The sequence below is a fragment of the Candidatus Poriferisocius sp. genome (genome assembly GCF_965219815.1).
Classification (GTDB): Bacteria; Actinomycetota; Acidimicrobiia; order Acidimicrobiales; family Bin134; genus Poriferisocius.
Window position 1 is genome coordinate 851,905 of the sequence record NZ_OZ244791.1, and the last position, 20,830, is coordinate 872,734.

At 66.4% G+C, this 20,830-nt stretch carries 19 protein-coding genes and 1 other annotated feature; of the genes, 15 read left to right on the forward strand and 4 right to left on the reverse strand.

Annotated elements, in window-relative coordinates:
* The first annotated feature begins 263 nt into the window (after positions 1 to 263).
* The 6 genes from ACOQPI_RS04130 to ACOQPI_RS04155 all read left to right on the forward strand — a co-directional run bounded on the left by ACOQPI_RS04130 (position 264) and on the right by ACOQPI_RS04155 (position 6,160).
* Positions 264 to 2,399, forward strand: coding sequence for a fibronectin type III domain-containing protein (locus tag ACOQPI_RS04130; RefSeq protein ID WP_420618438.1), 2,136 nt, complete (start codon positions 264 to 266; stop codon positions 2,397 to 2,399).
* 463 nt (positions 2,400 to 2,862) lie between these two features.
* Positions 2,863 to 4,106 (forward strand): IS3 family transposase gene (locus ACOQPI_RS04135; protein WP_420618439.1). Its coding sequence is split into 2 segments (ribosomal slippage): positions 2,863 to 3,157 and positions 3,157 to 4,106, totalling 1,245 coding nucleotides; the frame shifts between segments, so codons are not numbered across the junction.
* Positions 3,150 to 3,263: a sequence feature (AL1L pseudoknot), on the forward strand. (Overlaps the previous gene by 114 nt.)
* 875 nt (positions 4,107 to 4,981) lie before the next feature.
* Positions 4,982 to 5,152: a hypothetical protein gene (locus ACOQPI_RS04140; protein WP_420618440.1), complete on the forward strand. Its 171-nt coding sequence runs from the start codon at positions 4,982 to 4,984 to the stop codon at positions 5,150 to 5,152.
* A 152-nt stretch (positions 5,153 to 5,304) separates the two neighbouring features.
* The gene (locus ACOQPI_RS04145) at positions 5,305 to 5,583 is read left to right on the forward strand and encodes a hypothetical protein (protein ID WP_420618441.1); all 279 of its coding nucleotides are present in this window, start codon (positions 5,305 to 5,307) and stop codon (positions 5,581 to 5,583) included.
* Between the two features lie 54 nt (positions 5,584 to 5,637).
* Complete coding sequence (locus ACOQPI_RS04150; protein ID WP_419849793.1) at positions 5,638 to 5,859, forward strand: hypothetical protein; 222 nt, start codon at positions 5,638 to 5,640, stop codon at positions 5,857 to 5,859.
* On the forward strand, positions 5,846 to 6,160 hold the full coding sequence (locus ACOQPI_RS04155) for a type II toxin-antitoxin system PemK/MazF family toxin (protein ID WP_420620981.1): 315 nt from the start codon (positions 5,846 to 5,848) through the stop codon (positions 6,158 to 6,160). Before ACOQPI_RS04150 ends, ACOQPI_RS04155 begins: the two co-directional genes overlap by 14 nt.
* A 12-nt stretch (positions 6,161 to 6,172) precedes the next feature.
* On the opposite strand, the gene ACOQPI_RS04160 is transcribed toward ACOQPI_RS04155, so the two are convergent.
* Positions 6,173 to 6,661 carry a nuclear transport factor 2 family protein gene (locus ACOQPI_RS04160; RefSeq protein ID WP_420618442.1) on the reverse strand — a complete coding sequence of 163 codons (489 nt, stop codon included), beginning with the start codon at positions 6,659 to 6,661 and terminating at the stop codon, positions 6,173 to 6,175.
* 54 nt (positions 6,662 to 6,715) lie between these two features.
* Here ACOQPI_RS04160 and ACOQPI_RS04165 point away from each other — a divergent pair, with 54 nt between their 5' ends.
* Both ACOQPI_RS04165 and ACOQPI_RS04170 read left to right on the forward strand, forming a co-directional pair.
* The gene (locus ACOQPI_RS04165) at positions 6,716 to 8,284 is read left to right on the forward strand and encodes a long-chain-fatty-acid--CoA ligase (RefSeq protein ID WP_420618443.1); all 1,569 of its coding nucleotides are present in this window, start codon (positions 6,716 to 6,718) and stop codon (positions 8,282 to 8,284) included.
* A 63-nt stretch (positions 8,285 to 8,347) separates the two neighbouring features.
* On the forward strand, positions 8,348 to 9,031 hold the full coding sequence (locus ACOQPI_RS04170; protein WP_420618444.1) for a TIGR00266 family protein: 684 nt from the start codon (positions 8,348 to 8,350) through the stop codon (positions 9,029 to 9,031).
* A gap of 17 nt (positions 9,032 to 9,048) precedes the next feature.
* On the opposite strand, the gene ACOQPI_RS04175 is transcribed toward ACOQPI_RS04170, so the two are convergent.
* The gene (locus tag ACOQPI_RS04175; RefSeq protein WP_420618445.1) at positions 9,049 to 10,119 is read right to left on the reverse strand and encodes a ferrochelatase; all 1,071 of its coding nucleotides are present in this window, start codon (positions 10,117 to 10,119) and stop codon (positions 9,049 to 9,051) included.
* A gap of 124 nt (positions 10,120 to 10,243) precedes the next feature.
* Between ACOQPI_RS04175 and ACOQPI_RS04180 the strand changes: the two genes are divergently transcribed.
* From ACOQPI_RS04180 to ACOQPI_RS04190, 3 genes are read left to right on the forward strand one after another with little or no spacing between them, the layout of a single operon-like run.
* Positions 10,244 to 11,116, forward strand: coding sequence for a transglycosylase family protein (locus ACOQPI_RS04180; RefSeq protein WP_420618446.1), 873 nt, complete (start codon positions 10,244 to 10,246; stop codon positions 11,114 to 11,116).
* Positions 11,117 to 11,128: 12 nt separating this feature from the next.
* Positions 11,129 to 13,051: a hypothetical protein gene (locus ACOQPI_RS04185; RefSeq protein ID WP_420618447.1), complete on the forward strand. Its 1,923-nt coding sequence runs from the start codon at positions 11,129 to 11,131 to the stop codon at positions 13,049 to 13,051.
* A gap of 3 nt (positions 13,052 to 13,054) precedes the next feature.
* Positions 13,055 to 14,947: a flippase activity-associated protein Agl23 gene (locus tag ACOQPI_RS04190; protein WP_420618448.1), complete on the forward strand. Its 1,893-nt coding sequence runs from the start codon at positions 13,055 to 13,057 to the stop codon at positions 14,945 to 14,947.
* 4 nt (positions 14,948 to 14,951) lie between these two features.
* On the opposite strand, the gene ACOQPI_RS04195 is transcribed toward ACOQPI_RS04190, so the two are convergent.
* Both ACOQPI_RS04195 and ACOQPI_RS04200 read right to left on the reverse strand, forming a co-directional pair.
* Positions 14,952 to 15,749 carry a maleylpyruvate isomerase family mycothiol-dependent enzyme gene (locus ACOQPI_RS04195; protein WP_420618449.1) on the reverse strand — a complete coding sequence of 266 codons (798 nt, stop codon included), beginning with the start codon at positions 15,747 to 15,749 and terminating at the stop codon, positions 14,952 to 14,954.
* Positions 15,750 to 15,798: 49 nt separating this feature from the next.
* Complete coding sequence (locus ACOQPI_RS04200) at positions 15,799 to 16,515, reverse strand: crotonase/enoyl-CoA hydratase family protein (RefSeq protein ID WP_420618450.1); 717 nt, start codon at positions 16,513 to 16,515, stop codon at positions 15,799 to 15,801.
* A 44-nt stretch (positions 16,516 to 16,559) separates the two neighbouring features.
* Here ACOQPI_RS04200 and ACOQPI_RS04205 point away from each other — a divergent pair, with 44 nt between their 5' ends.
* From ACOQPI_RS04205 to ACOQPI_RS04220, 4 genes are all read left to right on the forward strand, one after another.
* Entirely contained in the window at positions 16,560 to 17,501 is a 942-nt protein-coding gene (locus ACOQPI_RS04205) for an ATP-binding cassette domain-containing protein (RefSeq protein WP_420618451.1), read from the forward strand.
* On the forward strand, positions 17,498 to 18,307 hold the full coding sequence (locus ACOQPI_RS04210) for an ABC transporter permease (RefSeq protein WP_420618452.1): 810 nt from the start codon (positions 17,498 to 17,500) through the stop codon (positions 18,305 to 18,307). Before ACOQPI_RS04205 ends, ACOQPI_RS04210 begins: the two co-directional genes overlap by 4 nt.
* A gap of 65 nt (positions 18,308 to 18,372) precedes the next feature.
* Positions 18,373 to 18,996, forward strand: coding sequence for a NifU family protein (locus tag ACOQPI_RS04215; RefSeq protein ID WP_420618453.1), 624 nt, complete (start codon positions 18,373 to 18,375; stop codon positions 18,994 to 18,996).
* Between the two features lie 124 nt (positions 18,997 to 19,120).
* Entirely contained in the window at positions 19,121 to 20,818 is a 1,698-nt protein-coding gene (locus ACOQPI_RS04220) for an N-acyl-D-amino-acid deacylase family protein (protein WP_420618454.1), read from the forward strand.
* The last annotated feature ends 12 nt before the right edge of the window (positions 20,819 to 20,830 follow it).

Sequence of the window (20,830 nt, forward strand, 5' to 3'; positions counted from 1 at the left end):
GTGGCTGTTTGATTTGACGGCGGGGGGGGGGCCTCCTACTATGTATAAAGGCCATGAAGCGATTTTTCGTTGTCGTGGCCGTTTCTTTTTGCTGGGCGCTGACCGCCCTCACGAGGGCCAAACCCTTTCTTGGTTCCCTTCGGGTGTGGCCGCGGGGTCGGGGGGCCGGGAGTACCCGGCCGCCCGGTGGGGGCCGCCCGAAATTCCGCTGTTTTGTTGTTCTGTTCGCTGTCTTTTGTGTTGTGGTTGCTCTTGTGCCAGCGGTGGCCAGCGCCCATGAGCCTGCTGCTGCGGAGGTTCAGGTGCAGACCGGCACCGAGCGGGTCATAACGGGCTACAAGAACGGGGATCGGATAGCCCCGTTCCGCGAGTACCAGCCGACGGGGAACACGATCACCAAGACGGTGAAGGTTCCCACCCACCACCGCATGTGCTGGACCGCCCAGAATCCGGGGCCGTTCGGCGCGGTGGGCTGCTTCGAATGGACCACCTACAAGACCAAGACGTACTCCTATAGAGAGTTCGCGTGGGTGGACGTGTACAACTACGAGCGGGTGCCGATCTACGCCAACAATCCGACCTATGAGACCCAGTACAACTGCAACGCCTACCCCGCCCACCGGCTACAGGGCCGCAAGTGCGTACACACCACAACAAGGCCCACGACTACGCCGGTCACATGCCCCACCGGGCAGTACACGACGACGCAGAACCCGATTTGGATAGTTCAAACCTCCAACGGGCCTAGGCACGTCACACAAGAGCAGGTCAGACAAGACCCCGGCATCACCATAAACGGAGAATTGGCCGATTGGGAGCAGGTGAGCAGCAATTGCTACAAACCGGTGCTGCCGGAAGCGACACAGATAAAAATAAACTTGGGCGAAATAATCAGCGCGGTGACTGATCCAATAGCGACCACATGGAACGTCTCTAAAAACAAAGTCGTGGCGACTTGGACCTATGTAGACAACTTCCTTTACGTGACTTTATGCCGACCATATGTAGGAACTGGGCTAGGCGTAACCGCAACCGGAGTAGCAGCAGAATTGGGAGCCTCTCTAGGAAAAGCCGGGTTTATAGGCACAGGAGTCAGCGTTGCTATTGAAGGCGCTTGTGATTTTGAAGACTGGCAAAGAGGCCAGTCTTCGGACCAATCCTCGGCCCAGTCTTCGGACCAATCCTCGGCCCAGTCTTCGACAGGTGCTGTGCATCCTGTGGGTTTGGTGCTGGTTGCCGGTGACGGGGAGATAGCGGTTTCGTGGACTGCTTCGGCCACGGTGCCCGCCGATGGTTTCGGGTATCGGGTGCAGTGGAAGCTCACGTCTCAGACGTGGGACCAGGTGACCAGCCAGTACAAGGATCTGCATTTCGGCTCGAACCTGGCCAAGTGGTGGATCATCGGCTTGGCGAACGGCTCGGCCTACGACGTGCGGGTGGCCGCCTACAACGCCAACGGCCTCTCCGGTTGGACAACCGCCCAGGCCACCCCGGCCAAGCCCGCTCCGGCTGCGGCGTCGGGGTTGTCGCTGGCCGCGGGCGACGGGGAGATAGCGGTCTCGTGGACTGCTTCGGCCACGACGCCCGCCGATGGTTTCGGGTATCGGGTGCAGTGGAAGCTCACGGCCCAGACGTGGGACCAGGCCGCAGCCGCGGCCCAAACCGAGGATTTGGAGCACGGCTCGGATTTGGCCACATCGCACACGGTCACCGGGCTTGTGAACGGCTCGGCCTACGACGTGCGGGTGGCCGCGTTCAACGCTGATGGCGTCTCAGACTGGGTCACCGGCCAGGCCACCCCCGCGGCTGCGGCGTCGGCTCCCGATCCGGCGTCGGGGTTGTCGCTGAGCGCGGGCGATAAGCAGATCGCGGTCTCGTGGACGGCGTCGGCCACCGCGCCCGCCGCGGGGTTCGGCTATCGGGTGCAGTGGAAGCTTGTGACTCAGGCGTGGGGTGATGCCGCTGTGGGGTCCGAGGATTTGGACCACGGCTCGGACCTAGCCACATCGCACACGATCACCGGGCTTTCCAACGGCTCGGCCTACGACGTGCGGGTGGCCGCGTTCAACGCTCACGGCCTCTCCGATTGGGTCACCGGCCAGACCACCTCAACAGCCCCCAAGCCCAAGCCCTCTTTGGCGTTCGACTCTGTTTCGTGCGAGTCGTCGGGCTCGGGCTGGGTCATCTCGGTTACTTGGAGCAAAACCCCCGAAACCCTCAAACCCGACATCTGGGCGAACGAGGCAAAAAACCGCGGCCACCGCGGCCGCCAAACCGCGGTCGCGGGCACCTCGACGACGTTCGACGTGCCAAACGCCGGTTGGTACCAAGTCGGAATGCAAGCCAAGCTCGCCGGAAACAAAAAAGTAGGCGACAACGAAGCGGTGCGCTGCCGATAAAACCGCGCCCCCGCAAAACCCGAGACCGCTGGGGGGCTCTCTGGGCGCTGTGGTGGCCCTGAGGCCCGCTGGGGCGCTGTGGTGGCCCTGAGGGGCCTGAGGGCGGCCCTCGATCCCCCGGAGCCGCAGCCCGCCCTGGGCGCTCCCAGCCCCCGCGCCTGCCAGACCCACAACAGGCCCCAAACCCCAGCCTCCCGCACCCCCCTCCGGTATTAGCCCCGGTGTTACACCCACCCCCCAAACAGCCCCGCCGGCAGCCCCCCCGGAGCCGGAGCCGGAGCTGGCGGCCGGCCCGGCCCCGGCCCGCTCTCGCTGAGGGCCTCCGGCTCGGCTGCGGCGGCTGCTGGCGGGCGCGGGGGCCTGGGCTGGCCCTCGGGGCCTCCAGCTTCCCCTGGGCGCTCTCTCGGTCGCTGTGAACCTCCCCGGGTATTGCGCAGGCTCTGTTCCTTGGGAGGATGGAGCCATGACAGTGCGAAGGGGGCCGGGGAGGTACCCGGTGGAGTTCCGCGAGCGTGCGGTGCGTATGGTCTTTGAGGCCGAGCGTCGGGGCGGTTCGCAGTGGGAGGCGATTTTGTCGGTCGCCGAGAAGCTGGGGCCCACGGCGGAGACGGTGCGCCGCTGGGTGCGCCGCTGGGAGGTCGACGAGGGCCGGCGGCCGGGTCTTTCGACCGATGAGCGCGAGCGGCTCAAGGAGCTGGAGCGGGAGAACTGGGAGTTGCGCCGGGCGAACGAGATCTTGAAATCGGCGTCGGCTTTTTTCGCGGCGGAGCTCGACCGCCCGCGCAGGTGATGGTGAACTTCGTCGACGCCCATCGGGAGCGTTTCGGGGTCGAGCCGATCTGCAGGGCTTTGCAGTTCGCCCCGTCGACGTATTGGTCGGCGAAGCGGCGGGCGCCGTCGGCCAGGGCCAGGCGCGACGATGAGCTCAAGGTCGAGATCGCCCGGATCCACGCCGAGAACTTCGGGGTCTACGGGGCGCCGAAGGTGTGGGCGCAGCTCAACCGCGAGGGCCATCGGGTGGCGCGCTGCACTGTCGAGCGGCTCATGCGCGACCTGGAACTTGCCGGCGCGGTACGGGGCCGCCCGCGGCGCACGACAGTCGCCGACGACACCGCGGCGCGGCCCCGGGACCTCGTCGAGCGCCGGTTCAGCGCCACCGCCCCGAACCGGCTGTGGGTCGCGGACTTGACCTATGTGCGGACCTGGTCGGGGTTCGTCTACGCGTCGTTCGTCACCGACGCCTACAGCCGGCGCATCGTCGGCTGGCACGCATCGCGCTCTTTGCGCTCAGATTTGGCGCTGCACGCCCTCGAGCAAGCCATCTGGGAGCGCAACCGCGTCGGCGCCGATCTCGGCGGCCTGGTCCACCACTCCGACCGCGGCACCCAATACCTTTCCATCCGCTACACCGAGCGGCTCGCCGAAAACGACATCGTCGCCTCCGTCGGATCGCGCGGCGACTCATACGACAACGCCCTGGCCGAAACGATCATCGGCCTCTACAAGACCGAGCTAGTCCGCAACAAAGGCCCCTGGCGCGGCCTCGACGACCTCGAGCTCGCCACCCTGGAATGGGTCGACTGGTTCAACTGCCGCCGCCTGCACCACAGCATCGGCCGCATCCCGCCGGCCGAGCACGAGGCCAACCACTATCGTCAACAAAACCCAGGCCGCCAGGCCGACACACAAACAAAACAGCCTGCATAAAACCCGGGGAGGTTCAGTATTTGTCGAGGTGGTCGCTCGATTGGTTTGAGTCTGCCGGGGTGTTTTGGCCATACGCGTGTGCCTTTCTTTTGGGGTTGATGTGTTGCTGGGCTGCGGCTCATGGGGCTGTTCTCCTGATTGGGCGGCTGGTTGGCGTCTACTGCACCAGATTCAAGCCCGACAGGGAGCGTTCCCAGACCTGAGCGCGGCCCACCTCAGGCGGTGCTGATAGCCCGCCGCTGTTGTTTCTGAGCTGGCCGTCGGGTTAGGTTCCCCCCTGGTGTCTACAAAAGCTCGACCTTCCGGCGCAGCCAGTGACCCCCGGCCCGCCCCGGCAGGAGTTCTCTCGGTCGCTGTGGTCGCCCTCGGGTGTATGGTGGGGGGCGTGACCTACCACAACCCCCCACCACACCCCCCCGACAATACGGCATCGCGCTTTGTCGATAAATGCGCCAGGTATTTCGCTGCCCGTTGGCGAATGTACGAATTCGTCATCGTCAGTACCTTGACGTTCAGTTATTCGTTGAGGTGGTCGCTCGATTGGTTTGAGTCTGCCGGGGTGTTTTGGCCATACGCGTGTGCCTTTCTTTTGGGGTTGATGTGCTGCTTGGCTGTGGCTTACGGGGCTTGCTCCCTGACTGCTTGGCTGCTGAACCGCCGCGGGGGTCATAGCCCGCACTTTCCCCGCTAGCTGGGTGCTGCTGTTGCGCCCAGGCTGAGTGCTAGTTAGGACTCCCTGCCAACCTCAGACAGCCGTGAGTTTTCTCTGGGGCTAGACAAGTTGGTCGGTCGGGTTTTTGCTTGGTTCCCATCGGGTCTGGCCGCGGTTTTCTGAGGTTAGGAAACACCCGACCTAGCCCGATGGGAGCCGCCCGATGGCACGCCGTTTTGCTTTTCTGTTCGCTGTTTTTTGTGTTGCGGTTGCGCTTGTGCCCGCGGTGGCCGGTGCCCATGAGCCTGCTGCTGCGGAGGTTCAGGTGCAGACCGGCACCGAGCGGGTCGTAACCGGCTACAAAACCGGCAAGCGGATAGCCCCCGTTCACTGAGTCATACGAGGTTGTGGAGCCGTACACGTTCACGGTCACGATTGGCACGAAGAGGGTCAGGGTCGCGCCGTTCACCCAGAAATACTGACAAGCTCGTGGCCGGCACCGGCCCAAGACGCCGTTGAGGTCAACGCTAAGGCGCTGGCGGCCGATTGGGACCGCTGGGGCGCCGCAAGCTCGCAGAGTTCAAAAGAGTCGGCATCGGCCGGATCGAGCCGGCCCGCAACGGGCTGGCGCTGCCAGCGGACCACGCCGCCCGGGCCCGCTGGGCAGTCGGCGCCTGGCAGCTTCGCCACAGCCTCAGCTTCTACGACGCCCTCTACCTGGCCCTCGCCGAGAGCCTGAACAGTCCCCTTGTCACCGCCGGCGTCTGGATCGCCCGCGCTCAACCCGACCATCCCCTAATCCTCCCCATCCTCCACTCCAAATAGCCGGAAGAGGTGGTGGCGGCCGCGGTGCGGATTCCCATGGGTATACTCGACAGTATGCCTGATTCGACTACCATTAAGGTTTCGGTCCGGAACCGGGATGCGCTTCGCCAGCTTGCGGATCGCGAGGGGCTCACATTTGATGCGCAGCTTGAGAAGATGATCCGGCGGGAGCGCCGTCGCATTATCGGGGCTCAGCTGGCAAGCGCCCCGCTCGATGTTGAAGACAATGCCGTGCTTGATGCGTCCGCGGGAGATGTCGCTGATGCGAGCCGGTGACGTCGTCCGCTGCGATTTCGGGACGCCGGCGCGGGGCGAGCCGGGATTCGTTCGGCCGGCGATCGTGGTCACCTCCAATGACGTGCTCGAGTTTCGTCAGCACGCGATCGCAGTTGTGCCCTGCACGACCAAGAGGAGAGGATGGTTGAGCGAGGTCGATGTCACCGGATTCGGCGTGGCCCAAGCACACCTACCGACCACCATCAGCGTCGACCGTGTCGTTGAGACAACGGACACGAACGTCGGATCCGTCGCCCTAAAGCAGATCCGAGAGCTCATCGCCGACCTGCTCGGACTCTGACCCGCGAATCGGTCACACGTGGCGGATATCTACGTCGTGCCAGTCGCTTTTTAGCTCTTCGGGTGGGGCGGGGAAGGCGCCGCGGGCCCATTGGGGGCGGGCGGTGCGGGCGGTGATGAGCCAGCGGTCGTCGAAGCGGGCCACGTCGTCGCAGTAGTGCAGGCCCAAGATGAGGTCGCCCACGTCTGAGTCCTCTGGGCGCATGTGGTAGGCCACGGCCCAAGTCTCGATGTGGCCCTCGTCGGCGCCCTCTTCCAGGTCGATGTACTGGTTGCCCATGAAGTGCTGCGTGGCCTCGAACTTGTGCAGCTCCTCCTCGGTCCAGTCCAGGTAGGGGTCGAGGGGTCCGGAGATCACCGTCCCGCTGATCTGGCAGTCGGGGTGGAAACTCGATCGAACCAGATCGAAGTCGATGCGGTCGATTCCCCGGGCATACCGCTGGGGAACCTCTTTGATCAGCTCCCGATCCTTCAGCCATCGCACTGTGGTTTCGATGTCCATCTCGCCTCCTTCGACCCGCTCCGGCCCATCCGGCGCCGCGCTACGGTTGCCCTCATGAAAGAGCTGATCTATCACCGGCTGTTCTACCCGGCAGTGGAGAGGTACGCCAACAAAGAGGCGATCGTCGACGGCGTCTACCGGGCCAGCTTCGCCACCCACGGCGAGCGGGTCACCCGGCTGGCCAACGCCATGGGAAGCGAGCTGGGCGTGGGCAAGGGCGACCGGGTGGCCATCATGGCCCTCAACAGCGCCTCCTACCTGGAGCTGTACCACGCCTGCTATCTGGGCGGCGGGGTGATCAATCCCTTGAACCTGCGGTTGGCCGGACCGGAGCTCGACTACATCGTGCGGGACTCGGGCACCGAGGTGGCCTTTGTCGACGCCTTCTTCGCCGGGGCATTCGTGAAGGCCATGGAGGCCGCGGGCGACAGCCCCATCCGCACGGTGGTGCTGATCGGCCCCGGCGACGCGCCCCACGACGTGGCCTATGAGGATCTGGTGGCCGCCGGCGACACCGCCACGCCCCCCGAGCCCGAGGAAGAAGACCCGGTGGTACTCATGTACACCGGCGGCACCACCGGCCTGCCCAAGGGGGTACTGCTCCAGCAGCGGGCCGAGATGCTCAACGTGTACCACGTGGCCATCGGGCTGGGGGGGACGAGAGACGACGACGTGTTCTTGAGCCAGACGCCGCTATTCCACGCCGCGTCCATGGCCAGCTTGCTGGTGATTCCGGCCGCAGGCTCCAAGATGGTGACCATCCCCGCCTTCGATCCCGCCGGGGTGATGAACCTCATCGAGGCCGAGGGCATCACCCAGACGGTGATGGTGCCCACCATGATCGGCCTGTGCATCCAGCACCCCGAGTACCGGCCCGAGCGGCTGGCGTCGCTGCGGGAGCTGGTGTACGGCGCCTCGCCGATGCCCGAGGCCATCTCGAGCCATCTGCTGGAGCACCTGCCCGATGTGAACCTGCTCCAGGGCTACGGCATGACCGAATGCTCGTCGGTGCTCACGCTTCTCTCGGCTGAAGACCATGTGGCCGGCAGCCCCCGGCTGCGGTCGGTGGGGCGCTCGGTGCTCGGCGTGAACCTCTGCATCCAAGACGAAGACGGCAACGTGCTGCCCACCGGCGAGATCGGCGAGGTGTGCGCCCGGGGCGGCAATTACATGCAGGAGTACTGGAACAAGCCCGAGGCCACCGCCGAGGCGTTCCGGGACGGCTGGTACCACACCGGCGACGCCGGATACCTCGACGAGGAGGGCTACCTGTTCTTGGTGGACCGGGTGAAGGACATGATCGTGTCGGGCGGCGAGAACGTGTACTCCTCGGAGGTGGAGAGCGCCATCTCCACCCATCCCGGGGTGGCCCAGGTGGCGGTGATCGGCATTCCCGACCCCACCTGGGGAGAGGCCGTACACGCCGTGGTGGTGCCTACTCCAGGCCACGAGCTGACCGAGGAAGAGGTGTGCGAGCACGCCCGCCAGACCATCGCCGGCTACAAGGTGCCCAAGTCGGTGGAGTTCCGGGCGGAGCCGCTGCCCCTGTCGGGGGCCATGAAGGTGCTCAAGCGGGAGCTGCGGGCGCCGTACTGGGAGGGCCAGGACAAGGGCATCGGGTAGCCCCCCATTTCACTGGCTTGGGCCGCCACCAATCCGAGGGCGGCGCTGGGTAGGCTGCCCGTCATGCAGGTAGATATTCGTCATGCCCCCAGCTTTGCCGTCGCCCGGTGCACCCTCGGCGGGGGGGAGCAGGTCAAAGTCGAGGCCGGCGCCATGTCGGCCCATTCCTCGGGGATGTCGCTCGAAGCGAAGATGGAAGGCGGCGTGCTCAAGGGGCTCAAGCGCAGCGTGCTGGGCGGCGAGTCGCTGTTCGTGTCCACCTATACCGCTCCGGCAGAGGGCGGCTGGGTGGATGTGGCCGCCAAGCTGCCCGGCGATCTACGGGTGATAGAGCTGGACGGCTCGCAGGCCTGGATCATCGAGCGGGGCAACTGGCTGGCCTCCGACGCTTCGGTGGTGATGGACACCAAGTGGGGCGGCTTCAAGTCGCTGGTCGGCGGAGAGGGCGGATTCATGGCCCACGCCGAGGGCACCGGCAACGTGGTGGTGGCCTCCTACGGGGCCATTGACGTGATCTCGCTGGCCCCGGGAGAGACGGTGGTAGTGGACACCAGCCACATGCTGGCCTTCCCCGACACCGTGAGCTATGAGCTGCGCCGGGCCGTGGAGGGCCGCTCGATCCAGTCGATGAAGTCGGGCGAGGGCTTCGTGTTCCACTTCACCGGTCCCGGCGACATCTTGACCCAGACCCGCAACCAGGCGCAGCTGATCGCCTGGATCAACACCGAGATCGGCTCTCGGGAGTAGTACGGCAAAGCCCTCAGCTACCGCAGGCAGCAGTCGGCGGGGCAGGGCGCTGGCGGGGGAGCGAGCACCAGATCGGCGATCATCTCCACAAACGCGGGGTGGGTGCCGACGGTGGGAACCCTGGTAAAGCGCAGTCCCACCGCTTCGGCCCGCTGACGAGCCTCAATGTCGAGGTCGTAGATCACCTCCATGTGATCGGCCACAAAGCCGATCGGCGCCACGATCACCGCGTCGGCCCCTTCGGAGGCCAGCCGTTCGAGCTCGTCGCCAATGTCGGGCTCCAGCCACGGCACCTGGGGCGGGCCGCTGCGGCTCTGGTAGGCCAGGCACCACTCGCTGGCTCCGGTGCGGGTTGCCACTCGGCGGCAGGCCTCGTTGAGCTGGGCGACGTAGGGGGCGGTGGCGGCCATGGACTCGGGAATGCTGTGGGCGGTGAACACCACCGGTGCGGTCGGCTCGTCTTGGCGGGCCGCGGCGAGGCGGTCTGCCTTGGCCGACAGAAAACCCTCCTGGTCCCAGAACGGGGGCAGCTTGTGAATCACCGGTGCGTCGGGGCCGACCGCGGCTCGAGCTCGCTCGATGTCCTCGCTGTACTGGCGGCACCCCGAGTAGGAGCCGAAGGCCGAGGTGACGAATCCCATCGCGCGGCTGATCCCGTCGTCGCGCATCTGGGCCACGGTGTCGGCCAGCATGGGCGACCAGTTCCGGTTGCCCCAATACACGGGAAGCGCCGCCCCCCGCCGGGCCAGCTCATCTGACAGGGCGGCGATCAGGTCGCGGTTGTGCTGGTTGATGGGGCTGACCCCCCCGAACAGGTGGTAGTGCTCGGCCACTGCGGCCAAGCGCTTGTCGCTGATGCCCCGCCCCCGGGTCACGTTGCGCAGAAACGGCATCACGTCGTCGGGTCCCTCCGGCCCGCCGAACGACACCACCAAGACCGCGTCGATCTCTCGGGCCCCACCGGGTGGGCCAGGGTCGTTTGAGGGGCCGGCGTCGTTTGAGGGGCCAGGGTCGTTTGATGGGCCAGGGTCGTTTGAGGGGCCGGCGTCGTTTGAGGGGCCAGGGTCGTTTGAATGGATCGTGGGCATAGTCGGTAGATTGAAGGCAGCCGAAAGGGGTTTTGCCGCCCCGCAGGGCAGTGCGGTAAACCCGTTTCGAGGGTAGCCGAACTTGGGAGAGGGTTTGCGGGCTAGAGAACGCAGTCGTTTAGCGGTGCTTCTTGTTGCACTGGCTGCCACCATGGCGGCCACTGGCGGCGTGGCATTCGGCCAAAGCGACAGCGGCGGCGAACGGCCCCAGCCGGTGACGGTTCAGGCGGCCATGCCGCCATGGCGCGATCTGGAGCGAGCCCAGCAAGACCTGGAAGCAGCCATCAGCGCACGCGACACCTTGCAGGCCGCCCTAAACCGTACGATTGACGAACTGCATCTCGAACTGGGCCGACTGGAGAAACTCGACGACGTGGACACCGGCCGGGAACTGCTCACCGAAGAGGCGGAGAAGCTGGTGGTACAGGAGTACATGGCGGGGGGCGACGTAGAGGACTTGGTGTTCGTTCTGGGCGTTTCCGAGGCCACCGACGCACTGTGGCGGATCGCCCTGCTGTCGGAAGTGTCCGAAATGGTGGACGAGGCCATCGACGCCAAAGAGAACGTGCCGGGAGAACGGGAGCGAACCGAGGCTCGCGCCCGGCGCCTCGACGGCGCCGTCCCGTATCTCAACAGCCGCATCGCCGGGACGACGCGGTCGATACAAGAGGCCGAATGGGTGGTGTACATCGCGGAGATCAACGACATGGCCGAGCGCGAGCGGGTCGAAAACGGGTTCATCGAGCCCACCGAGCAGCACTGGTACAACCTCCGCTTCTGCGAGTCCACCGACAACTACCGGGCCGAGAGCGCCAACGGCCTGTTCTACGGGGCCTATCAGTTTGAGCCCCGGACGTGGAGAACGGTGGGCGGTGAAGGGAATCCGGCCCACGCGCCCCCCGAGGAGCAGGATGCCCGAGCCCGTCTGCTCTACGCCCGCAGGGGCGACCAGCCGTGGCCGCGGGACTTCTGCGGTCGGTGGCTTCCCCGTAACTAGGTTCGTTGGCCGATGAAGCTGTGGGTGGTGCTGCTGCTGGCCGACTGCGTGCTCGTGGGCGTCGGCCTCACCTATTTGACGGCGCTGAAGCTCCGCATCGAGGAGCGGGTGGCCTACGGCGCGGTAATCGGGTTCATGGTGGTCACCCTGGTGGGCTACACCGCGGGCTGGGCGGCCGGTGGGTTGAGCGGCGGGGTGGTGGCCGGAGCGGCGCTGGTGGCCACGGCCATTTCGGGGGCTGGTTGGTGGACGGGCGTCAAACAGATCGGCATCGAGTGCCGGGACTTCCGCCGCCGCCTGATGCGGCCCATCTCCCGGCCGGAGAATCCGGCCCCGCTATTGATTCTGAGCGCCCCGGCCTGGGCGCTCACCGTGTGGATCTTGAGTCGGGCCTATGTGCCCGACGGCTCGGGAGGCGTGCTGGCCGGCCACCTCTCCTCGTGGACCGACTGGCAGGCCCACCTCACCTACGCCTCGTCGTTCGCCCACGCCGAGAACTTCCCCCCCGAGCTGCCCACTGCGTTCGGGGTCGACCGGCTGCCCTACCACTTCGGCATCGACTTCTTCGCCGCCATGCTCGACCGGGCCGGGTTGAGCGCCTTCGGCGGCCTGGAGGTTTCGTCGGGATATCTGGCCTTCGCCTTCGTGCCGGTGCTGTATCTGGCGGGGGTGAGGCTGTTTGCCAGCCGGGCAGTGGGAGTGCTCGCCGTGCTGGTGTTCACCCTGTTCGGGGGACTGGGATGGCTCCGGTTCTTCGGCGATGTGGCCGACCACGGCTGGGGCGCAGTCTGGAACCTGCCCACCGACTACACCCGCCACCACGCGGGCAACATCCTGATGGAGAACGCGGTCACCGGGAACCTCTTCCCCCAGCGCCCGACCCTGGCCGGATTCTCGCTGCTTCTGATCGCCGTGGTGCTCATGAGAGAGGCCCACAAGACGGGCTCGCGTCGGCTGTTCGCCCTTGCCGGTGTGATGGTGGGCCTTATGCCCATATTCCACGTGTACTCCTTCGGGGTGGCGCTGGGGTTGGGTTTGATCTGGGCGGTGCTGGACCGCCGTTGGCAATGGCTGCTGTTCGCCATTCCGGCGGTGGCGTTCTCGGTGCCCGCAGCGTTGTGGATCGAGCCGCTGAACACCGAGATCGTGTGGGAGACATGGGTGGACGGCCCCTGGATGCAGCCCCCCGGCTACTCGGCCGAGCAAGACAATCTGCTCACCTTCTGGTGGCGCAACGCCGGTGTGTTCTTGGTGTTGATGCTGGCGGCCCAGCTTTGGAAGAACACGCTGCCCAGGGTGCTGTTGTGGGGGTCGATTCCGGTGTGGCTGTGGCTCATCGTGCCCAACTTCGTGCGGGTGGCGCCGTCGCACCCGTGGAACAACACCCACTGGTTCGTTCCGGTGATCCTGCTGGGGTCGCTGCTGGTGGCTGCGGTGCTGGTGAGGCTGGCCTCGATCGGCTGGCTCGGGGTGGTAGCGGCCGTGGTGCTGTTCTTCACCCTCACGTTTGCCGGCGCGTTGGACATCTGGAAGGCGGTGGACCCCGAGGTGAACGTGTGGCCCCACCCCATTGCTTCGGGCGACGGGGTGGCCGCGGGGGAGTGGGCCCGAGACGAGACGCCGCCCGACAGCGTGTTTCTGATCGGCTTCGATCACACCCATCCGGTGCCCGCGCTCAGCGGCCGCCAGGCGGTGGTGGGCTTCGCCGGCTGGATCAACGACCTCGGGGTCACCGACTGGCACACCCGCCATCAGGAGGCCCGTACCATGTTGGGCGGTCTTGAGGGAACTGAGGAGCTGTTGAACACCTACGGAGTGGACTATGTGGTGGTGGGGCCCATTGAGCGCCGGGCCGGGGTCAGCGAGGTGTACTGGGCGGCTCGGGGTGAGCTGGCGTTCTCCCAGGGCGAGTATGCGATCTACGAGGTTCGCTGAGCGGTGCGAGCCATAATCCGCGAGCGTGCAGTGGCGCTGGAGAGCTGGCGCCCGATGGAGTTCTGGCGCCGCCGCCCGGAGACGGCGCTGGCCCTTGTTGTCGGTGCCATGGCGGTGGCCGGGCTGGTGCTGCGGCTGGTTGAGCTGGCCGAGCGGCCCCTCCACCACGACGAGAGCATCGATGCCTGGTACTCCTGGAAGTTCCTCAACAACAGCTACGAGGGGTACGACCCGGTGTACCACGGGCCGCTGCGGTTCTATCTGACCGCCGGGCTCTTCTGGGTGTTCGGGGAATCGCCCACCACCGCCCGCATGGTGGCGGTTCTGGCCGGGGTGGGGATGATCGTTTTGCCGTGGTTCTTGCGCCGATCGCTCGGCCCGGTGGTGACCCTGGTCGCCTGTGCGGTGCTGGCCTTCAGCCCCATCGCCCTGTACATGACCCGGCTGGGCCGAGAAGACTCCCTCACCGCGTTCATCACCCTGGCGATGATGGTGGTGATCGTGCGGTTCCTGGAGCGGCCCCGGCTGCTGCTGCCCTCGCTGTTCGGGTTCTTGCTGGCCGCGGGCTTCGCGGTCAAAGAGACCACCTTCATCGTGGTGTTCATCTTCGGCGGCTTCTTCTTGGCCCTGCTGGCCGAGCAGGCGACCCGGCAGGCACGAGCCGGAAACGCTGAGCCGCCCCCGGGCAACTTCGCCGGAGACCTCGAGGGTCAGCGCCGCGGACTCGCCGGGTGGGGGTGGATGCTGCCTGCCGGGCTGGTGCCCATGGGCGTCGCCTTCGGGTTCAGCGGCTACTACGACGTGGAGGTGTTCCTCACCCTGGGCATCTACGGGGTGCTCATGGTGATGGTCGTGCTCATGCTGGCCAGCCCCCAGTCGATATGGGAGCTCCCGGTGGTGCGAGCCGTTAGGCGCGTGCCCGGATGGGGGTGGGTGCTGGCCGCCGCGGTGTTCCTGTTGTTCTTCGCCCTGTGGTTCACGGAGTTCTTCCGACACCCCGAGGGCTTTGCCGACGGCTTCACCGAGGGCATCACCTATTGGCGGGGCGAGCAGGACACCAACCGGGGGAGCGAACCCTGGCACTACTACCTGTACACCATCCCGCTCTACGAGTACCTGGTGTGCATCCTGGCGGTGATTGGCACGGTCCACGCGTTCCGCAATCCCACCTTTGTGGGCAAGTTCATGGTGTGGACTGCGGTGGCCAGCTGGTTCTCATACTCCTGGGCCAGCGAGCGGTTTCCCTGGCTGGCGCTGCACATCGTGGTGCCCATGGCCGTGCTGGCCGGCTACGGCGTGGCGGTGCTGTGGCGGGCTCGGAGGAAGTTGTGGATGCTGCCGGTGTGGGCAGTGGTGGCCGGGCTGGTGGCCACCACGCTGTTCTTCGGGTGGAGAACCAACTATGTGAACCAGCGCGACCCCCGGGAGCTGTTGACCCAGGTCCACACCACCCACGACTACGTGAACACTGTGCATCGCATCGAAGCGCTCAACGCCTACAGCCAGTCGATTGGCGAGGGGCCGGTGACGGTGGCGGTGGACACCGCCATCTCAGTGCCCAACCTGTGGTACTTCCGGGATTACGAGGCTCGCACTTGGACAGATTCCGACTCGGCGCAGCACGCCTCAGCCGATTTCGTGCTCGCCTTGGCCGAGAGCAACATCGCCGCCTCAGCTCCCGATCTGGCCAACCACCACACCACCCGCATGCCGCTGCGCGACTGGTGGGCGCCCCAGTTCGAGTCGTACCACGACGGCTGGTTCTCGGGCTGGGCCCAGTGGATGGTGGATCGAGAAGTGTGGAACCCCGCCACGCTGGGCAGCACCGACTTCGACTTGTCGGTGAGTCCCCGGGCCCTCGATCTTGAAGCCCGGATGGCCGCGGCTGGGCGATAGGCGGCTACGAGACGTAGGCCAGGGCCAGCACCACCCGCTCGCCCAGATCGCGGTCGCCGGTCAAGGTCACCAGCCCGGCGGCTAGCGCGCCGGCGGGGTCGGTTCGGCCGCAGCACAGGGCGTTGTAGGTGTCCACGTCGGTGTACACAGTTGCGGTGGGATTGTCGGCGGGGGCCGATGGCTTGGCCCGGCCGTCGACCACCGCCACGCCCCGGGGTCCGCCGGCATCGCCGTCGATGGCGAACACCACCGTGCTGCCCTCGGTAGCGCCCGCCTTCTTGCCCACCACATAGCCCATGTTGCGGGCGTGCCAGTCGAGGCAGTGCTGGACCACCGGGCCGTTCAGGTGGCCGGGGATGCCCAGCGCCCGGCGCATGTCCTGCTCGTGGGCCCAGCAGTCGAACACCCGGATGTGCATGAACGTGCGGTACGGGGCGTCGCCGATGGGGGTGAAGCCCACCTCGTCCCATTTCTCTACGGGCATGGTGCGCAGCATTTCCAGGCGGCGGGCGCAGATGTCGCTCATCTCGGCCAGCACCTCGGCGCCGGGCCGGGACCGGCGGGGGGCGATCTGGCCCTCGTTGAAGGCGGCGATGCCCTCGAGGCCGCCCTCGGTGGCGGGGGGATCGGGGCTCTCTCCGGCCAGCATCCGCTCGAGGCCGACGATGTGGCTCACCTGATCGCGCACCGACCAGCCGGGGCACTCGGTGGGCGTGTCCCACTGCTCATCGGTCAAGGTTGCGCCCAACTGGGCGATGGAATCCCACACCTCTTCGAGCAGTTCGACAACTGGATCGCTCATGCTTGCTGTCCTTCTGTATTGAGGCCTTCTGTATTGAGGCTGTCGCCCATCACGTCAACCCGACGGTGAACGAGCGGGTGTCTTGGTCGAGAATTTCCCGCACCGACTCGGCCACCGGTCCTCGGATCAAGCGCCGGGTGCCGGCGAAGGCCTTCAGCGCAAGGCCCTCAGCCAGTCCAGCGGCTTCAGACATTGCCGCCCCCTCCAGTTCGTCTTCGGGCACCACCCAGTCCAAGTAACCGACGTCGACGGCTTCGGCTGGGGAGTAGAGCCGGGCCAGCAATGTCGACGAGTGGACATGGCGAGGCGACAGCCGGTCGCGGGCCAGCGTGATCACCGACGAGGGCAGCACCATCCCGATGGCGGTCTCGTTGAGCCCGACCTTGGTGGGCGTGTCGGCGCCGATGCGCACATCGCAGCACATCAGCCAGATGGCCCCAGCGGCCAATGCGTGACCGGTGCAGCCGGTTACCACTGGGATGGGGAACTCGTACAGCCGTACGAACAGGTCCATCCCCGCCCGGAATAGATTGCTGGCCGCCTCTGGGCTCGACTGCATCACCTTCAAGTCGAACCCCGCGGAGAACTTGCCGGGACGGCCGATCATGACGACGGCTTTGGCCTCGCTCTCAGCCCGGTCCAAACACTCCTGAAGGGCGGCGATGACCTCGTGGGACAAGACATTCACTTTGCCATCATCCAACCGGATCACGGCGACATCTCCGGCCGACTCGTAGCTGGCGAAGGGGCTGGATGTCTCGGACATGGGCGATGAGAATATCGCGACGGTGCTCGGTAGCATCATTGACCGTGCCAGCAGCCATTTCCGCCCAGGGGCTGCGCCGAACCTACGGCGACGTTGTGGCGGTGGACTCCCTAGACCTGGATGTCTCCGAGGGAGAGGTGTACGGGTTCTTGGGGCCCAACGGCGCGGGCAAATCCACCGCGGTGCGGATGCTGTGTACGTTGGCGTCGATGACCGCGGGGGCAGCCTCGGTGGCGGGCTACGACGTGGCCACCGAGGGCGACAAGGTGCGCCTCAGCATCGGGGTGGCCCTCCAGGATGCCGCCCTCGACGGCAAGCTCACCGGGCGGGAGACGCTGACCCTGCAAGGCCGCTACTACGGCCTGGAGAAGGGGTCAATCGCCACCCGCATCCAGGAGCTGGCCCCCCTGCTGGAGATGGACGCCATCGACCGGCGGGTGTCCACCTACTCGGGAGGCATGAAGCGCCGTTTGGATTTGGCTGCCGCGCTGATGCACAACCCGGAGGTGCTGTTCTTGGATGAGCCCACTACCGGGCTCGACCCCATCAGCCGAGCGGTGGTGTGGGAGCAGATCCGGCGCCTGAACCGTGATCTGGGTATGACCATCTTCCTCACCACCCAGTATCTGGAGGAGGCCGATGCGCTCACCCACCGTGTGGGCATCTTGGACTACGGCCGCCTGGTGGCCGAGGGCGCGCCCGACGAGCTCAAGCGCACCGTGGGCTCCGACGTGGTGGTGGCTCGGGTATCGGGCGACCCCGAGGTGGCGGCGCAGGCCATCGGCCAAGTGCCGGGCATCAGCCACATCGAGATCTACGGCAACGAGGTGAGCGCGGCCACCGGCGATGGGGCCTCGGTGATCAGCCCGGTGGCGGTGGCGCTGTCGGCGGCCGGGGTGGAGGTGTCCGACTTGTCGATCCATCCCACCACCCTCGACGACGTGTTCTTGGAGCTCACCGGCGCCCGGATCGAGGTGGAGGAATGAGCGAGGCTGCCGTAACCCCTCCTGACCTGCTCAAGGCCCGCCCGTCGGGTTTCTTCAGCGACATGGCCTCGGTGTCCAGCCGGGCGCTGCGGCTGTTGCCCCGCGATTTGGAAGCCATCATCCCCGCCATGCTGATCCCCCTGTTCTTCTTGGTGGTCACCATCGGTGCCATCCAGAACCTGGCCGGCGACGTGGTCTCAAACATCGACTACAAGGCCTTCCAGCTGCCGGTGGCCATCATGACCGCGGTTACCGGCATGTCCCGGGCCAACTCGCTAGTGATCGACATCTCCGAGGGCTATTTCGACCGCCTGCTGATGACCCCGGTCAACCGCTATGCCCTGCTTTTGGGGCTCATGGTGGCCGATTTTACGCTGTTCGTGGTTATGGCCATACCGGTGATCGCGCTGGGCTTCGCCATCGGGGTGAGCTTCGGCGCCACCGGCGTGGTGGGCTTGGTCGTGTTCGTGCTGTTCGGCGCGCTGTGGGGGCTGGCTTTCACCGGCTTCCCTTACGCCATCGCGCTGCGCACCGGGAATCCCGCGGCGGTCAACTCCAGCTTCTTGCTGTTCTTCCCCTTCATGTTCTTGACCACCGCGTGGGTGAGCCGAGATGTGATGACCGACTGGCTGGCCGCCATCACCTGGTTCAACCCCATGACCTACGCCCTGGAGGGTATGCGCTCGCTGTTCTCCGGCTGGGACGGTTGGGCGCTGGGGAGAGCGCTGCTGGCCGTCGGCGTGGTGGGGCTCCTAGCCCAAACACTGGCCTTCCGGTCGCTGCGGGGCCGTATCCGCCGGGGCTGATTTCTCGCATGGTTCAGCGGCTCAGGCCATGGTGGGCGGGGTGAGGCTCGGGTAGGCTGGTGGGCGTGAGCGAAACTGTGGAAGCCCAAATGTTCGACGTCACCGAAGCAGCCATTGAGAAGGTGCTCGAAATCCGGTCGAACGAGGACGACCCCGAAGCTCTCGGCCTGCGCATCGAGATCACCGGCACCAGCGGCGCCGACTACACCTACGACCTGGCGTTCGAGGAGGTGGCCGACTGCACCGAGGGCCACCGCCACATCACCTCCGATGGCCTCACCGTGATGATCCCCGAGGAGTCGGTGGAGAACCTGACCGGCGCCACCCTGGATCTGCCCAACAACCCCATGCAGGGCGGGCTGGTGATCCGCAACCCCAACAAGCCCGACCTGTTAGCCGGTGCCGACCTGGAGCTCTCTGGCACCATTCCCGAGCAGCTTCAGCAACTGCTCGACCAGCACATCAACCCCTCGCTGGCCTCCCACGGCGGGTTCGCCAACTTGCTCGGGGTAGAGGGGAACACCGCCTACATCACCATGGGCGGCGGCTGCCAGGGATGCGCCATGAGCGCGGCCACCCTGCGAGAGGGGATCACGGTGATGATCACCGAGGCCATCCCCGAGATCACCGAAGTGGTGGACGCCACCGACCACGAGGCCGGCGACAACCCCTACTTCGCCCGGGCCTGAGCCCTCCTTAGTCAATCGCCGCACCGGCGGCATAGGCGTTGTCATCGCGGCCTGGCAGCCAACTTATTGGGCTAAATCCCCCCGCCATGTCGTCGTTGTCATCGCGGCCTGGAAGAATGGCCCCATGCTTGATCTGTTGATTCGCGGGGGCACAGTTGTCGATGGGACGGGGGCCGCGTCGGCTGTGGCCGATGTGGCCGTGTCGGATGGACGGGTGGCCGCTGTCGAGAGCCGAATCGACGCCGAAGCTGCCGAGGTTATCGACGCCGCGGGCCGCTATGTGACCCCGGGGTTTGTCGACGTGCATACCCACTACGACGGCCAAGCCACCTGGGATCCGATCATGGCTCCCTCGGCATGGCACGGGGTGACCACGGTGGTGATGGGCAACTGCGGGGTGGGGTTCGCCCCCGCCGACCCCACCCGCCACGACTGGCTGATCGAGCTGATGGAGGGAGTGGAGGACATCCCCGGCGCAGCCCTCCATGAGGGAATCACCTGGCGGTGGGAGACCTTCCCCGAATACCTCGACGAGTTAGAGCGGATGGGGCGCACCATCGACGTGGCCGCCCAGGTGCCCCACGGGGCGGTGCGGGCCTATGTGATGGGCGACCGGGGGGCCACCACCGAGTCGGCCACCGCCGCGGAGCTGGCCGAGATGGCCCGCATCGTGGGCGAGGGGACGCAGGCCGGCGCGGTGGCGTTCTCCACCAACCGGCTGCCCATGCACACCTCCCTGTCGGGGGTGCCGGTGCCGGGCACGTTCGCCGACCACGAGGAACTGGCCGCCATCATGGGCGCGCTGGGGGGCCATTCGCTGGTAGAGGTGGTGCCCGCCGGTTCGATGGGCGAGGATCCCGACGCCCCCATCCGCGAGGTGGAGCTCTACCGGCGCCTCAGCCTGGAGACTGGTCGGGCCATCACCTTCACCATGGTGCAGGTACACGTCAATCCTGGCCAGTGGCGCGAGCAGATGGACATCGTGGAGCGGGCCAACGCCGAAGGGGCCAAGCTGGTGCCCCAGGTGCAAGGCCGCCCCGGCGGGCTGCTGGCCGGCTGGGACCAGTTCAACCCGTTCGCCAAGCGCTCTGCTTATCAACCGCTCGACCGGCTACCGCTGGAGGAGCGGCTCGTCGAGCTTCGCCGCCCCGAAGTGCGTGACGCCATCTTGGCCGAGGACATCCCGGGCGATCCGGCCATCGGCATCCTGCGCCACTCCCTCCACGCCACGTTCCCGTTCGATGGCGGTCCGGTGTTCGAGCCCGACCCGTCGGAATCGGTGGCCGCCATGGCCGAGAATACCGGCGCCGACGTGTTCGGGCTGGTCTACGACCTGATGTGCGAGCGGGGGATGCTCCAGGTGTTCTTCACCGGCTATCGCCACGGCGATCTGGAAGACCTGCGGGAGATGATGGTGCACCCCATGACCGTGGTCGGTTTGGCCGACGGCGGGGCCCATTGCAGCGTGATCTCCGACGCCAGCCTGCCCACCTACATGCTCCAGCACTGGGTGCGCGACCGGCAGCGAGGCCCGAAGCTCTCCATCGCCGAGGCGGTGAAGATGCTCACCTCCGAGCCGGCCGAACTGTACGGCTTCGACGACCGAGGGGTGCTGGCCACCGGCAAGCGGGCCGACATCAACGTGATCGACCTCGACGCCATGAGCTTGCATCTGCCCGAGGTGGTGGGCGATCTGCCCACCGGGGCCTGCCGCCTGCTGCAATCGGCCCACGGCTACGACGCCACTATCTGCGGCGGTGAGGTGACCTTCCGAAACGGCCAGCCCACCGGGGCCCGCCCTGGCACTCTCATCCGCCACTAGCCGACCGCATCC

Excerpts from the sequence above, each read along its gene's own strand:
- ACOQPI_RS04140 (WP_420618440.1), top strand. The coding sequence starts at position 4,982 with ATGGCACGCCGTTTTGCTTTTCTGTTCGCTGTTTTTTGTGTTGCGGTT.
- ACOQPI_RS04150 (WP_419849793.1), top strand. The coding sequence starts at position 5,638 with ATGCCTGATTCGACTACCATTAAGGTTTCGGTCCGGAACCGGGATGCG.
- ACOQPI_RS04155 (WP_420620981.1), top strand. The coding sequence starts at position 5,846 with ATGCGAGCCGGTGACGTCGTCCGCTGCGATTTCGGGACGCCGGCGCGG.
- ACOQPI_RS04160 (WP_420618442.1), bottom strand. The coding sequence starts at position 6,661 with ATGGACATCGAAACCACAGTGCGATGGCTGAAGGATCGGGAGCTGATC.
- ACOQPI_RS04165 (WP_420618443.1), top strand. The coding sequence starts at position 6,716 with ATGAAAGAGCTGATCTATCACCGGCTGTTCTACCCGGCAGTGGAGAGG.
- ACOQPI_RS04170 (WP_420618444.1), top strand. The coding sequence starts at position 8,348 with ATGCAGGTAGATATTCGTCATGCCCCCAGCTTTGCCGTCGCCCGGTGC.
- ACOQPI_RS04175 (WP_420618445.1), bottom strand. The coding sequence starts at position 10,119 with ATGCCCACGATCCATTCAAACGACCCTGGCCCCTCAAACGACGCCGGC.
- ACOQPI_RS04185 (WP_420618447.1), top strand. The coding sequence starts at position 11,129 with ATGAAGCTGTGGGTGGTGCTGCTGCTGGCCGACTGCGTGCTCGTGGGC.
- ACOQPI_RS04195 (WP_420618449.1), bottom strand. The coding sequence starts at position 15,749 with ATGAGCGATCCAGTTGTCGAACTGCTCGAAGAGGTGTGGGATTCCATC.
- ACOQPI_RS04200 (WP_420618450.1), bottom strand. The coding sequence starts at position 16,515 with ATGTCCGAGACATCCAGCCCCTTCGCCAGCTACGAGTCGGCCGGAGAT.
- ACOQPI_RS04210 (WP_420618452.1), top strand. The coding sequence starts at position 17,498 with ATGAGCGAGGCTGCCGTAACCCCTCCTGACCTGCTCAAGGCCCGCCCG.
- ACOQPI_RS04220 (WP_420618454.1), top strand. The coding sequence starts at position 19,121 with ATGCTTGATCTGTTGATTCGCGGGGGCACAGTTGTCGATGGGACGGGG.